This is a genomic window from Streptomyces sp. NPDC030143 (assembly GCF_055573695.1).
Genome location: NZ_JBVIAY010000004.1, coordinates 1 through 13,331, shown reverse-complemented (window position 1 = coordinate 13,331; position 13,331 = coordinate 1). Strand labels below are relative to the sequence as shown.

Genomic DNA, 13,331 nt, shown 5'->3' with positions numbered 1-13,331 from the left:
TGCCTTCGGGGGTGGTGGGTGCGTATGGTGGTAGATCGTTTGACCCTATTTGCCCGGCGCCAACGCAGAGCGCGCCGTGTGGCGCGTACTCTCCCTTGCCGTGGCGGACCGCATCGAGGCGGTCGTAGAGCGAATCACGGAGTTGACGGGCGCGTGCCGACGAGACTCCGGAAGGTTTCGCATACGCATGTCCATTTCCAGTACTGATCACGTCGTCGTGCCCGAGAACGACGAGGCCGTCGAGGCCGTCGAAACCCTCGAGGCCGTCGCCGACGAGGCGCCCCAGACGACCTTCGCGGACCTGGGTCTGCCCGAGGGTGTCGTGCGCAAGCTGGCGCAGAACGGCGTGACCACCCCCTTCCCGATCCAGGCCGCGACCATCCCGGACGCCCTGGCCGGCAAGGACATCCTCGGCCGTGGCCGCACCGGCTCCGGCAAGACCCTCTCGTTCGGTCTGCCGGCCCTGGCCACGCTGGCCGGCGGCCGCACCGAGAAGCACAAGCCGCGCGCGGTCATCCTCACGCCGACCCGTGAACTCGCCATGCAGGTCGCCGACGCCCTCCAGCCGTACGGCGACGTCCTCGGCCTGAAGATGAAGGTCGTCTGCGGCGGCACCTCGATGGGCAACCAGATCTACGCCCTCGAGCGCGGCGTCGACGTCCTCGTCGCCACGCCCGGCCGTCTCCGCGACATCATCAGCCGGGGCGCCTGCTCCCTGGAGAACGTGCAGATCGCCGTCCTCGACGAGGCCGACCAGATGTCCGACCTGGGCTTCATGCCCGAGGTGACCGAGCTGCTGGACCAGGTGCCGGCGGGCGGTCAGCGGATGCTGTTCTCCGCGACGATGGAGAACGAGATCAAGACCCTCGTCGACCGGTACCTGAAGGACCCGGTCAGCCACGAGGTCGACGCCGCCCAGGGCGCCGTGACGACCATGTCGCACCACATCCTGATCGTGAAGCCCAAGGACAAGGCGCCGGTCACCGCCGCGATCGCCTCCCGCAAGGGCCGCACCATCATCTTCGTGCGCACCCAGCTCGGCGCCGACCGCGTCGCCGAGCAGCTGCGCGACGCCGGTGTGAAGGCCGACGCGCTGCACGGCGGCATGACGCAGGGCGCCCGCACCCGCACCCTGGCCGACTTCAAGGACGGGTACGTCAACGTCCTGGTCGCCACGGACGTCGCGGCGCGCGGCATCCACGTCGACGGCATCGACCTGGTGCTCAACGTCGACCCGGCCGGCGACCACAAGGACTACCTGCACCGCGCCGGCCGCACGGCGCGCGCCGGCCGCACCGGCACGGTCGTCTCGCTGTCGCTGCCGCACCAGCGGCGTCAGATCTTCCGTCTGATGGAGGACGCGGGCGTCGACGCCGGGCGTCACATCATCCAGGGCGGCGCGGCCTTCGACCCGGCGGTCGCCGAGATCACCGGCGCCCGGTCGATGACCGAGGTGCAGGCCGAGTCCGCGGGCAACGCGGCGCAGCAGGCCGAGCGTGAGGTCGCCCACCTCAGCAAGCAGCTGGAGCGGGCGCAGCGGCGCGCGACCGAGCTGCGCGAGGAGGCCGACCGGCTGGTGGCCCGGGTCGCGCGCGAGCGGGGCGAGGACCCCGAGGCCGCGGTGGCCGAGGCGCAGGCAGCGGTGGCCGTCGAGGCCGTCGAGGCCGCGGTGGCGACCGAGGTCTCCGTGCCGGAGCAGCCGGCCGCGCGGGACATGGACCGGGGCGCCCGCTCGTTCGACCGGGACCGTGACGACCGCGGTGACCGGGGTGAGCGTGGCGACCGCGGTGGCCGTTCCTTCGAGCGTCGTGACGACCGGGGCGGCTTCCGCCGTGACGACCGGGGCGACCGGGGCGACCGCGCTGACCGTGGCGGCCGTTCGTTCGAGCGTCGTGACGACCGGGGTGGCCGTGGCTTCGAGCGCCGGGACGAGCGTCGTCCCTTCGACCGTGACCGCGACGACCGTGGCGGCCGTGGCTTCAACCGTGACCGTGACGACCGCGGTGGCCGTTCGTTCGAGCGTCGTGACGACCGGGGTGGCCGTGGCTTCGAGCGCCGGGACGAGCGTCGTCCCTTCGACCGTGACCGCGACGACCGTGGCGGCCGTGGCTTCAACCGTGACCGCGACGACCGCGGTGGCCGTTCCTTCGAGCGTCGTGACGACCGGGGCGGTTTCCGCCGGGACGACCGCGGCGGTCACCGTGGCAGCGACCGTCCGTTCAACCGCGAGCGTCGTGACGACCGCCCGGGCTTCCGCTCCGGCGGCCACGACCGCCCGAACGGCCGCCGCGACGACCACCGTCGTGACGACCACCGGGGCGGTTCCTTCGGCCGCCGCGAGGACAAGCCGCGCTGGAAGCGCAACGGCTGACGTCCGGCGCGACGCCGGACGCACCGCCGGACGGCTCCGCTGAGTGAACGCCGTGGCCCCCACCGACTCTTCGGTGGGGGCCACGGCGTTCTCGCGTCCGGGGTGCCGCTCGGGGCCGACCGCGTGCTTTCCGGCCAAGTTGTGACGTGTGTCACGCCCTCCGGCAGGGAATTGCTGGGGGCATGACAGATGACGTCAGAGCGAGTGGGCTGTCGGACGAGGAACGGCTGGCTCAGCTCGGCTACACACAGGTCCTCGCCCGCCGTATGTCGGCGTTCTCCAACTATGCGGTCTCCTTCACGATCATCTCGGTGCTGTCGGGCTGTCTGACGCTGTACCTGTTCGGCATGAACACGGGCGGCCCGGCGGTCATCACCTGGGGCTGGGTGGCCGTGGGTCTCATGACCCTGTTCGTGGGGCTGTCGATGGCCGAGATCTGCTCGGCGTACCCGACCTCGGCGGGCCTGTACTTCTGGGCGCACCGCCTCGCGCCGCCGCGCAGCGCCGCCGCCTGGGCGTGGTTCACGGGCTGGTTCAACGTGCTCGGCCAGGTCGCGGTGACGGCCGGGATCGACTTCGGGGCCGCGTCCTTCCTCGGCGCCTACCTGAACCTCCAGTTCGGCTTCGAGGTGACGCCGGGCCGGACGATCCTGCTGTTCGCGGCGATCCTGCTGCTGCACGGCCTGCTCAACACCTTCGGTGTGCGCATCGTCGCGCTGCTCAACAGCGTGAGCGTGTGGTGGCACGTCGGCGGGGTCGCGGTGATCGTCGGCGCGCTCGTCCTGGTCCCCGACCGGCACCAGTCGGCGTCCTTCGTGTTCGGCGAGTTCGTCAACAACACCGGCTGGGGCAGCGGACTGTACGTGGTGCTGCTGGGTCTGCTGATGGCGCAGTACACCTTCACCGGGTACGACGCCTCCGCGCACATGACGGAGGAGACCCGCGACGCCTCGACGGCCGGTCCTCAGGGCATCGTCCGCTCCATCTGGACCTCCTGGATCGCCGGCTTCGTCCTGCTCCTCGGCTTCACCTTCGCCATCCAGTCGTACGAGGGCGCCCTCGCCTCCCCGACCGGCGCGCCGCCCGCCCAGATCCTCCTCGACGCGCTGGGCGCGACCGCGGGCAAGCTGCTGCTGCTCGTCGTCATCGGCGCGCAGCTCTTCTGCGGCATGGCCTCGGTCACCGCCAACAGCCGCATGATCTACGCCTTCTCACGCGACGGCGCCCTGCCCTTCTCCCGGGTCTGGAGCACCGTCGACCCCGTCAACCGCACGCCGGTCGCGGCGGTCTGGCTGGCGGCCGGCGGCGCGCTCGCACTGGGCCTGCCGTATCTGATCAACGTCACCGCGTACGCGGCGGTCACCTCGATCGCGGTGATCGGCCTCTACATCGCGTACGTCATCCCGACGTTGCTGCGGCTGCGCAAGGGCGAGGCCTTCGAACGGGGGCCGTGGCACCTGGGCCGCTGGTCGCGCGTGGTGGGCGTGGTGTCGGTGGGCTGGGTGGCCGTCATCACCGTCCTGTTCATGCTGCCCCAGGTCTCCCCCGTCACCTGGGAGACCTTCAACTACGCCCCCGTCGCCGTCCTGGTCGTCCTCGGCTTCGCGGCGACCTGGTGGCTGGTCTCGGCACGCCACTGGTTCCTCGCCCCCGCGGACGCCGGGACGGCGACACGGGAGGGGGTACCGGCCGAAACGACGGATCCGTGACCTTTCTCCGTCCCCGGCGGGGCCGTGTCCCCGATACCCGATCGGAGACGCGGCCTCGTCCGGCTATGCTCATGGAGGCGACATCGCCTGGGCCCTTAGCTCAATTGGCAGAGCAGTGGACTTTTAATCCATTGGTTGTGGGTTCGAGTCCCACAGGGCCTACCGCAGAGCCCCCACGTCACAGGGATTGGCGCGGGGGCTCAGGCGTGTTCCGGGACTCCGGTGATCATTTGCTCGGCCGGGAGGGCTACAGCTGTGACGCCCGACCGGTAGCGCCGCCGATCATTCGTCGTCGTGGAAGAAAGGGAGGACCGACCCGGCCGGGAAAGTCCTGATCGTGAGGCCAAGCGCCTTGTCCTTGCGCTTCGCCGTCCGCGCCAGGATGGTGACCAGCCCCGCCACCACCGCCACGCCTTTGCTCACGCCGGGATCCGGGACGGCCGTGGCGATGACTGCCGCCGCTGCGGCGGCGTCCGCGAGGTCTTCCGTCTCCTCCTTGGTGAAGTACACCTTCTTGGTCCACCAGCCACCCTCGTACCGAGCCATGGCTTCTCCCCCCGTTCCGGTGCAATCGGTATGCCCACGCGAGGGAGCAGTCACCCAGGCACGCGAGCGGCCCCGGTCGGCAACGGGTGCCGGCCGCGGCCGCGGACGTCACGGCTTCGGATGACTGGGCGGGCCGGCCGCTCCCCGGGCACGTCTCGTTACCCGTGCCGCCCGCTGGTGGATGGTCGTCGGGGTGCCGGGCGCCGAGCCGACAGCCGCGCCGCGGGCGGGACAACTGCCCGCTGCCTGGCCGTGGTCGAAGCGGTGGCCGCGCTGTGACACGGGCGGAGGGTGGACGGCGTCGGGCGGGCGCGCTCGAACAGTTTCATGTTCGTTCTACCGCTGGGGTGGTAGAAATGCTCCATGAGTGTCGCCCACCGTCTCGACCTGACCCTGCGCCTGGTGCAGGGCGCCGCCGGGCGGGTCTCCGTGTCCGAGCTGTCGCAGCGGCTCGGGGTGTCCGAGATGACCGTGCGCAGGGACCTCGACGCGCTGGAGAGACAGGGCCTCGTGCGCCGGGTGCACGGGGGTGCCGTCGCCGGGCGGGCGCGGGAGGAGGGCGGTGGGTTCGACGCGCGGGAGGGATGGCAGGCCGCGACCAAGGACCGGCTCGGCGCGGCCGTCGCAGGCCTGGTCGAGCCTGGCGCGCGCGTCCTGCTCGACGCCGGGACGACGACCGTGCACGTGGCCGAACACCTGGCAGCACGCGGCCCGCTGACCGTCGCGACGCTCAGTCTCCAGGCGGCTGTACGACTGGCCGACCGGCCCGGGATCGAGCTGCTGGTCGTCGGCGGGCGGTCCCGGCCGGGGGAGCGGTCGCTGGTGGGGCCGCTGGCGCTGCGCACGGTGGAGTCCCTCGCCTTCGACGTGTTCGTGATGTCCATCGGCGGAGTGCACGCCGCGCACGGCTGGTCGGAGTTCTCCCTGGACGACGCCGCCGTCAAGCAGGCCGGCCTCCGGCAGGCGACCCGTACGGTCGCCGTGGCCGATGCCACCAAGCTCGGTGTGCGCGCCTTCAGCCGGGTCGCTCCGCTCGACGCCGTGGACACCTTCGTCACCGACTCCGCCGCAGCCGACCCCGCCACCCATCCGGGCGGCCCGCCGACCCTGGAGGCCCTGCGCGAGGCGGGCGTGGGGACGGTCCTCGCGTGAGCAACCGCCGGGTCCGGCGGCCCGCCGTGAGCCGCCCTTCGGGTCCGGCGGCCCGCCTGAGCCACCCGCCGTCCAGGGGCCACCTGCGCCGCCCTCCGGATCGGGCGGCCGCCCGAGCCACTCACTCCCTGAGCCATTCACCCCCGTGAGCCTTACAACCTGAGCCGACCGCCTGAGCCATTCACTCCGTGAGCTGTACGACCGCCTGAGCCTTTCACCCCGTGAGCTGTACGACCGCCTGGCCCGCCCGCCCCCGAGCCTCACCACCGCCTGAGCACCAGGAGACCCCTGTGTCCCATCCACCCCTGATGATCCTCGTCGCCGGTCCGTACCGTTCGGGTACCGGCGACGACCCCCCGAAGCTCGCCGCGAACGTCCGCGCGATGAACGAGACCGCCCTCGAACTCTTCCGTGCCGGGCACCTGCCCGTCACCGGCGAGGCGCTGGCGCTCCCGCTGCTGGAGACGGCCGGGTGCACCGGCCCCGACGACCCGCTCTTCGAGGAGCTCTTCCATCCCGTCGCCGAACGCCTGCTCGACCGCTGCGACGCGGTCCTGCGCGTCGGCGGGCCCTCGGCGGGCGCCGACCGGATGGTGGCGCGGGCCCGGGCGCAGGGCAAGGACGTCTACTCCGCGCTTGCCGACGTACCGGACGGCGGCCGGCGATGACCGGGCACAGCGAACGGCGGGCGGACGCCGGGGAGGCGGTGCCGCCCCGCCCGGGCATCGACGTCCCCGACCCCCGCGGCCGTACCGGGCTCGACCTCCAGGGCCGGGACCTGACCGGAAACCCCCGCGTCCGGATCCGTGACGTCGAGGTCCTCGCCTGCGACTGGTCGGTGCTGCGGCGGACCACCTTCGACTACCGGCACACCGACGGCCACTGGAGCCGCGAGCGGCGCGAGACGTACGACCGGGGCGACGGCGCGACCGTCCTGCTGTACGACATCGACCGGCGTACGGTCCTGCTGACCCGTCAGTTCCGGCTGCCGGCCTACGTCAACGGGCACCCCGACGGCATGCTGTTGGAGACGGCGGCCGGGCTGCTGGACGGCGACGACCCGCAGGCGGCGATCCGCCGTGAGGCCGAGGAGGAGACCGGCCGGACCGTCCACGAGGTCGAGCACGTCTTCGACGCCTACATGAGCCCCGGTTCGGTCACCGAGCGGCTGAGCTTCTTCGCCGCCCCCTACGACGGCTCGGAGCCCGGCGCGGACCGGGCGGGCGTGGCCGACGAGGGCGAGGACATCACCGTCGTGGAACTGCCCTTCACCGAGGCGCTCGACCTCGTCCGCGGCGGTGTGATCGCCGACGCGAAGACCGTCATGCTGCTCCAGTGGGCCGCGCTCGACGGCCCGTTCCGAACGACCGACCACCGAACCGGCACGCGAACCGAGAAGTGAGGAGACGGCCATGTGGCCACGGGTCAACGGCATGCGGGCGATGGAGCTCGGCTCCCCGGACGAGATGCGCGTCCGGTTGAACTCCCTCGTCCTGGCCGGCAGGAAGAGGGCCACGACGGGTCTCCTCGCGGAGTACGTGGAGGAGACGGAGGGCCTGGAGTACGTCGGTGAGCGCCTCGCCCTCCTGGACGGCGACGGCTCATTCGTCGCCACCCTGGAGGTGACCGGCGTGGAGCGGACCACCTTCGCCGGGGTCACCTGGGAACACGCGGCGGCCGAGGGCGAGGGCGACGCCGACCTGGAGGAGTGGCGGGCGGGTCACCGACGTTTCTGGAGCACCGAGGGCGTACCGGTCGGGGACGACACGCCCGTGGTGTGCATAGCGTTCCGGGTGGTGGACGCCTGAGCGGGCGTCAGCCCACACTGAGCTCCGTGAGGTCCCCCAGCGGCAGGGTGTGCTGCGTCTGGAGGACCTTCGCCCGCAGGTAGCGGACGTTGTGCGGGGTGGTGAAGACGCCGGTCGGCACCCGGTCGCGGACGTCGATGCCCAACGAGCGCAGTTGCTCCGCCTTGTCGGGGTTGTTGGACAGCAGGTCCAGGCCGGTGATGCCCAGGGCGCGCAGCATCTGGGCGGCGGCCGTGTAGTCGCGGGCGTCCTCCGGCAGGCCGAGGGCGGCGTTCGCCTCGTAGGTGTCGAGACCCTGGTCCTGGAGGGCGTACGCGTCGAGCTTGTTGTACAGGCCGATGCCCCGGCCCTCCTGGCGCAGGTAGAGCAGGACGCCGCCGCGGTCGGCTATGCGCTCGACCGCCTCGCGCAACTGGGGCCCGCAGTCGCAGCGGGCGGAACCGAAGACGTCACCGGTCAGGCACTCGGAGTGCAGCCGGACCAGGGGGACGCTGCCGGGGACGGTAGCGGAAGCGGGATCGCCGAGGACGACGGCGACGTGCTCCTGACCGTCGGTCAGGCCGTGGAAGGTGACGAGTTCGGCGTCGACAGAGTAGCCGTCGTCGAAGCGCAGCGGTACCCGGACGCGGGCACGCGGGGTGGCGGCGATGGTGTCGGGCATGCGGGTTCTCCGGGTCCGGTCAGGGAGTCATCTGCTTCAAAACTGAAGCAGATCTACGGGTCGAGACCTTACCTCATGCTTTAATTTTGAAGCAATGGAGTTGTGTCCCGGCTCACACTCCGGTCCGGCTCACGCGCTTCGGCCCGGCTGCCGCCTCAGCAGGGCTCACGCTTCGGCCCGGCTCACGCTTCGGCGCGGGTCATTACGGATCGGCGCGGCTCACGCTCCGGCCCGGCTCATGGTGGTGGGGCGGGGCTCATTGCGGTTCGGCGGGGCTCACGAGGGCGAGCACGGAGGTGACGAGCGGCGCAGCCACGGCACGCCGCCCTCGGGGGCGGCCCCCGCGTCGTCCCCCTGCAGGCCCTGCGCGACGCTCGTGCAGATCTCCTCCAACTGGCCCACCTGCTCCGGCGTCAGCCGGTCGAAGAGGGCGGCGCGGACGGTCTCGACATGGCCGGGCGCCGTCCGTTCCAGCACCCTCGTGCCCGCCTCCGTCAGGGCCGCGACGCTGCCGCGCTTGTCCCAGCGGCAGTTCTCGCGCCGCACCAGCCCGTCCTTCTCCAGCCGGGTGACCGCGTACGTCAGCCGGCTGCGGGTGATCTTCAGCCGCTCCGCGAGGTCGGTCATGCGCAGGCGCCGTTCCGCGACCTCGGAGAGGTTGGCCAGGATGGAGTAGTACAGGTGTGGCATGCCGGCCTCCTGCTGGAGCTGCCGGTCGATCGCGTCCTCCAGGAGCAGGGAGGCGGCGACGTACGCGCGCCAGGCGCGCTGCTCCTCGGGAGTGAGCCAGCGGGTCGTCATGCGACCAGTGTAGGTTTGCTTCAAACTTGAACCAAGACCCTGTCGGACCGAGCCCGGAGACCGCGCCGATGCCGTTCCCGTACGTCCTGCTGTCCGCCGCCGTCTCCCTCGACGGCTACCTCGACGACACCGGCCCCGAGCGCCTGCTGCTCTCCAGCCCCGCCGATTTCGACCGGGTCGACGAGGTCCGCGCCTCGGTCGACGCCATCCTGGTCGGCGCCGGCACGATCCGCGCCGACAACCCCCGTCTGCTGGTGAACTCGTCCGAGCGACGGGCCGCCCGGGTCGCCGCCGGGCAGCCGGAGTACCCGCTCAAGGTCACGGTGAGCGGCTCGGGGGAGCTGGACCCGCGGGCGCGGTTCTGGCACACGGGCGGGGAGAAGGTCCTCTACACGACGGACCGGGGCGCCGGACGGGCCGCCTCGCTGGGGCTGGGAGCCGACATCGTCCCCCTCGGTGCCGACGTCGGCTGGCGTGCGCTCCTGCGTCACCTCCACGACGTACGGGGTGTACGGCGGCTCATGGTCGAGGGCGGCGGCACCATCCACACCCAGCTGCTGAGGGAAGGCCTCGCCGACGAGCTCCAGCTCGTCCTGGCCCCTCTCTTCGTGGGCGACCCGGACGCGCCCCGGCTCTTCGGCCCCGGCGGGTACCAGGGCGGACGCCTGCGGCTCGTCGAGACCCGCCGCATCGAGGACGTCGTCCTCATGCGCTACGAGCCCACCGGGCCGGGCACCGGACGCGTCGCGTCCGCCGCCGACCGGCACTGGCTGGCCCTGGCCTGCGAGCTGGCGGCCGCCTGCCCGCCGTCGGAGACCGCGTTCAGCGTGGGCGCGGTGGTGGTGGCCGCCGACGGGACGGAGCTGGCGCGCGGCCACTCCCGCGAGGCCGGCGACCCCGTCGTCCACGCCGAGGAGGCGGCCCTCGCGAAGATCGACCCGGCCGACCCGCGGCTGGCCACGGCCACCGTGTACAGCAGCCTGGAACCCTGCGCCCGTCGGTCCTCCCGGCCCGCCCCCTGTGCCCGGCTCATCCTGGAGGCCGGGGTGCGCCGGGTCGTGACCGCCTGGCGGGAGCCGGACACCTTCGTGACCGCGGCCGACGGCACCGGTCTGCTGGCCGCGGAAGGCGTCGACGTCGTGGTGCTCCCGGAGTACGAGGACCTGGCCAAGGCCCCGAACCTCCACCTCCGGGTGGAGGGCCGTCCACCCCGGGAAACCCCGTTCGAATAACCGTTGTACTTCGGGTCCCGCGCATGGCGTACACTGGTGTCATACCGACGCGGGGTGGAGCAGCTCGGTAGCTCGCTGGGCTCATAACCCAGAGGTCGCAGGTTCAAATCCTGTCCCCGCTACTGAAAGCCGAGGGCCGGAATCCGATCAGGATTCCGGCCCTCGGTGTGTTTCCCCCAGGTCCTCCCGGTTCTCCGATTTCCCTCGGTTCCCCTCGGTTTCTCCCCGGTTGTCCCCGAATCCGCCTCGTCGCGTCTGTCGCGGTTTTCCACGTCTCCTCTGGCGCCTGTCGTCACGTTTCGTGAGCGCGCGAGCGCCCAGCGCATAACAACTGAGTCACCATCACAACCGGAGGGTTGGCCCCCGCGTCCCCCGCGGCGGCCAACTCGCCCGTTTTTCACCGCTCCTGCGCCGAAAGTCCAGGCCAAAAATGTTGTTGATCAAGCGGAACAGCTTGGAAACCAGCCCTCGGGTCTATTAACGTTCGATAACGCAGCGCGGTCGTCCCAGCCGTCACAAGAGGCGGCTCCGTGCGCACGCGCCGAATCCCGTAAGGGAACCGGGGAACCACCACCTTGGGGTGAATCACGCGGAATCCGCCGTGTAACAACGGTCGGTATACGCGCGTAGGAGACCTTCCCGCTCCGAACCCGTCAGCTAACCCGGTAGGCGACGGAAGGAAAGGAGCACGCCCGCGTGGCGTCCAACCCGCCTGCCCCAGAAGCCCCCATCGCGCCCAGCCAGACCTTCGGTTACGGCGGCTACCGCACCGACGAGGGCCCCTGGGAGGAATGGAACCCCACCGCGGAGTCCATTCGCCCGGTACGCGGCCGGCACCGCGTCGCCAAGCAGCGCGGCGGACTCGCCCGCAGCTCCACCGTTCTCGGCGTCGGCGTCATAGCCGCCGTCGGCGCGGGCGGCATGGCCAGTGCCAACACCGGCAAGCCGCCGGTCTCCATCTCCATGCCGGACCTCCCCTCCGTGGGTTCCCTGATCTCGGACGACAACACACCCGAGGAGACGGCACCCGCCCTCGCGAGCTTCGGCACCACCGTCGCGGCCGACGACACCGTCGAGAGCGCCGCCGACGCCGGCGAGACCCTGCGCAGCCGCATCATGGCCCAGGCCGAGTCGCAGCAGACCCAGCTGGAGGCAAAGGCCCAGGCCGCCGCCGAGGCCGCCGCGGCCAAGGCGGAGGCCGACGCGGCCGCCAAGGCCAAGCAGGAGGCGGAGGCCGAGGCCGCCGCCGCGAAGAAGAAGGCCGCCGAGGAGGCCGCGAAGAAGGCCGAGGCCGAGCGCCTGGCCGCGCTCGCCAAGCAGTACACGCTGCCGACCTCCTCGTACACCATCACCTCGACGTTCGGTCAGGCCGGCGCCTACTGGTCCTCCGGCTACCACACCGGCCTCGACTTCGCCGCCCCCACCGGCACCCTGCTCAAGGCCGTCCACAGCGGCACGATCACCTCCGCAGGGTGGGACGGGTCGTACGGGTACAAGACCGTGCTCACCCTCGACGACGGCACCGAGATCTGGTACGCCCACCAGTCCTCCATCAGCGTCAGCGTCGGCCAGAAGGTCTCCACCGGTGAGGTCATCGGCCGCGTCGGCGCCACCGGCAACGTCACGGGCGCCCACCTCCACATGGAGGTGCACCCGGGCGGCAGCTCCTCCGGCATCGACCCGGCGGCCTGGCTGCGCGGCAAGGGGCTCAGCATCTGAGCCCGCTGGGACCCTGACGGCGTCAGGGCCCGAAGATCCGACAGCGTAAGGGCCCCAAACCCCGAGGCCCCACCCCTGAGGTCCCGTACCTCCCCTGACGTCCGGGGACCGGTGAGGTGGTTTCCCGGACGGTTGCGAACCGTTGGCCGGAGGCGCGGAATACCCGCCTCCGGCCGCGGTGTTGAGGAGAAGCATGACTTCTCTTCGCAAGCTCGGTTCCTCGGGGCTCGAGGTCTTCCCGCTCGCCCTCGGCGGCAACGTCTTCGGCTGGACCGCCGACGAGACGGCCTCCTTCGCGGTGCTGGACGCCTACACCGCCGCCGGCGGCAACTTCCTCGACACCGCCGACTCCTACTCGGCGTGGGTCGACGGCAACAGCGGCGGCGAGTCCGAGACCCTCATCGGCAAGTGGGTCAAGGCCCGCGGCAACCGCGACGACGTCGTCATCGCCACCAAGGTCAGCCAGCACCCCGACTTCCAGGGCCTGACCGCCGCCAACATCAAGGCCGCCGCGGACGCCTCCCTGCGCCGCCTCGACACCGACCGCATCGACCTCTACTACACCCACTTCGACAAGCCCGAGGTGCCCGTCGAGGAGATCATCGGCGCGCTCGACGACCTGGTGAAGGCGGGCAAGGTGCGGCACATCGCCGCCTCCAACATCTCGCCCCAACGCCTGCGTGCCTCCCTGGAGTTCTCCGACCGTGAGGGCCTCGCCCGGTACGTGGCGCTCCAGCCGCACTACAATCTCGTCTCCCGCGACACCTACGAGGGCGACCTCCAGGACCTCGCCGACCGCGCCGGCCTCGCGGCCGTCCCGTACTTCGCGCTCGCCTCCGGATTCCTCACCGGCAAGTACCGCCCCGGTACGACGGTGGACAGCGCGCGGGCCCAGGGCGCCGCCCAGCACCTGGGCACGGAGCGGGGCCAGAAGGTCCTCGCTGCCCTGGACGAGATCGCCCGGGCCCACGACACCGAGGTCGCCACGGTTGCCCTGGCCTGGCTCGCCGACCGGCCCACCGTCGCCGCCCCGATCGCCTCGGCACGCACGGTCGAGCAACTGCCCGCCCTGCTGGGCGTGGCGGAGCTGAAGCTGACGGAGGCGGAGAAGCAACGTCTGACGGAGGCGTCGGCGTAGCGGGACACCCGCGCCCGCAGGCAACGCCACGCGACCCCTGGTACCCCCTAGGGGCCCTTCTGATTGATCTCCGCGGCGTCGCGACGCCCGGCGCGCACCCTCGCCGCACCGCGCGAAAGCCCAAGTAGCGCCGCTACGAGGACTTCCGCGCCGCACGCCGAGAGCACGCACCGGACGCCGCTCCTTCTCCCACG

12 protein-coding genes, 2 tRNA genes and 1 riboswitch are annotated in these 13,331 nt (G+C 71.7%); of the genes, 11 read left to right on the top strand and 3 right to left on the bottom strand.

What is annotated here, in order from left to right:
* The first annotated feature begins 187 nt into the window (after nt 1-187).
* The 3 genes from ACZ4YY_RS08410 to ACZ4YY_RS08400 all read left to right on the top strand — a co-directional run bounded on the left by ACZ4YY_RS08410 (nt 188) and on the right by ACZ4YY_RS08400 (nt 4,242).
* Nucleotides 188-2,371 (top strand): DEAD/DEAH box helicase, encoded by a 2,184-nt coding sequence (locus ACZ4YY_RS08410; protein WP_468285344.1) that lies wholly within the window; start codon nt 188-190, stop codon nt 2,369-2,371.
* A 182-nt stretch (nt 2,372-2,553) separates the two neighbouring features.
* Nucleotides 2,554-4,080: an amino acid permease gene (locus tag ACZ4YY_RS08405; RefSeq protein WP_468285339.1), complete on the top strand. Its 1,527-nt coding sequence runs from the start codon at nt 2,554-2,556 to the stop codon at nt 4,078-4,080.
* Nucleotides 4,081-4,169: 89 nt separating this feature from the next.
* Nucleotides 4,170-4,242, top strand: a tRNA-Lys gene (locus ACZ4YY_RS08400).
* A 120-nt stretch (nt 4,243-4,362) separates the two neighbouring features.
* On the opposite strand, the gene ACZ4YY_RS08395 is transcribed toward ACZ4YY_RS08400, so the two are convergent.
* Entirely contained in the window at nt 4,363-4,626 is a 264-nt protein-coding gene (locus tag ACZ4YY_RS08395; protein ID WP_468285336.1) for a hypothetical protein, read from the bottom strand.
* Between the two features lie 363 nt (nt 4,627-4,989).
* Here ACZ4YY_RS08395 and ACZ4YY_RS08390 point away from each other — a divergent pair, with 363 nt between their 5' ends.
* From ACZ4YY_RS08390 to ACZ4YY_RS08375, 4 genes are all read left to right on the top strand, one after another.
* A complete protein-coding gene (locus ACZ4YY_RS08390; protein WP_468285333.1) occupies nt 4,990-5,778 on the top strand; it encodes a DeoR/GlpR family DNA-binding transcription regulator in 789 nt (262 codons plus the stop codon).
* Between the two features lie 308 nt (nt 5,779-6,086).
* Nucleotides 6,087-6,446, top strand: a complete 360-nt coding sequence (locus ACZ4YY_RS08385; RefSeq protein ID WP_468286537.1) for a TIR domain-containing protein — start codon at nt 6,087-6,089, stop codon at nt 6,444-6,446.
* On the top strand, nt 6,443-7,180 hold the full coding sequence (locus tag ACZ4YY_RS08380) for an NUDIX domain-containing protein (RefSeq protein ID WP_468285331.1): 738 nt from the start codon (nt 6,443-6,445) through the stop codon (nt 7,178-7,180). The genes ACZ4YY_RS08385 and ACZ4YY_RS08380 overlap by 4 nt, the downstream gene beginning before the upstream one ends.
* A gap of 10 nt (nt 7,181-7,190) precedes the next feature.
* Nucleotides 7,191-7,586, top strand: a complete 396-nt coding sequence (locus ACZ4YY_RS08375) for an ASCH domain-containing protein (protein WP_468285328.1) — start codon at nt 7,191-7,193, stop codon at nt 7,584-7,586.
* A gap of 7 nt (nt 7,587-7,593) precedes the next feature.
* Here the strand turns inward: ACZ4YY_RS08375 and ACZ4YY_RS08370 are convergent, their stop codons facing one another.
* Together ACZ4YY_RS08370 and ACZ4YY_RS08365 are read right to left on the bottom strand one after the other, a co-directional pair.
* Nucleotides 7,594-8,247, bottom strand: coding sequence for a GTP cyclohydrolase II (locus tag ACZ4YY_RS08370; RefSeq protein ID WP_468285325.1), 654 nt, complete (start codon nt 8,245-8,247; stop codon nt 7,594-7,596).
* A gap of 276 nt (nt 8,248-8,523) precedes the next feature.
* Entirely contained in the window at nt 8,524-9,048 is a 525-nt protein-coding gene (locus ACZ4YY_RS08365; protein WP_468285322.1) for a MarR family winged helix-turn-helix transcriptional regulator, read from the bottom strand.
* Between the two features lie 68 nt (nt 9,049-9,116).
* On the opposite strand from ACZ4YY_RS08365, the gene ACZ4YY_RS08360 reads away from it, so the two are divergent.
* The 4 genes from ACZ4YY_RS08360 to ACZ4YY_RS08345 all read left to right on the top strand — a co-directional run bounded on the left by ACZ4YY_RS08360 (nt 9,117) and on the right by ACZ4YY_RS08345 (nt 13,137).
* Complete coding sequence (locus ACZ4YY_RS08360; protein WP_468286534.1) at nt 9,117-10,280, top strand: dihydrofolate reductase family protein; 1,164 nt, start codon at nt 9,117-9,119, stop codon at nt 10,278-10,280.
* Between the two features lie 48 nt (nt 10,281-10,328).
* Nucleotides 10,329-10,402: transfer RNA gene (locus ACZ4YY_RS08355), tRNA-Met, on the top strand.
* A 407-nt stretch (nt 10,403-10,809) separates the two neighbouring features.
* Nucleotides 10,810-10,967, top strand: a riboswitch (cyclic di-AMP (ydaO/yuaA leader).
* Between the two features lie 9 nt (nt 10,968-10,976).
* On the top strand, nt 10,977-11,999 hold the full coding sequence (locus tag ACZ4YY_RS08350; RefSeq protein WP_468285319.1) for a M23 family metallopeptidase: 1,023 nt from the start codon (nt 10,977-10,979) through the stop codon (nt 11,997-11,999).
* A 193-nt stretch (nt 12,000-12,192) separates the two neighbouring features.
* Nucleotides 12,193-13,137 (top strand): aldo/keto reductase, encoded by a 945-nt coding sequence (locus tag ACZ4YY_RS08345; protein WP_468285316.1) that lies wholly within the window; start codon nt 12,193-12,195, stop codon nt 13,135-13,137.
* Nucleotides 13,138-13,331 lie beyond the last annotated feature (194 nt).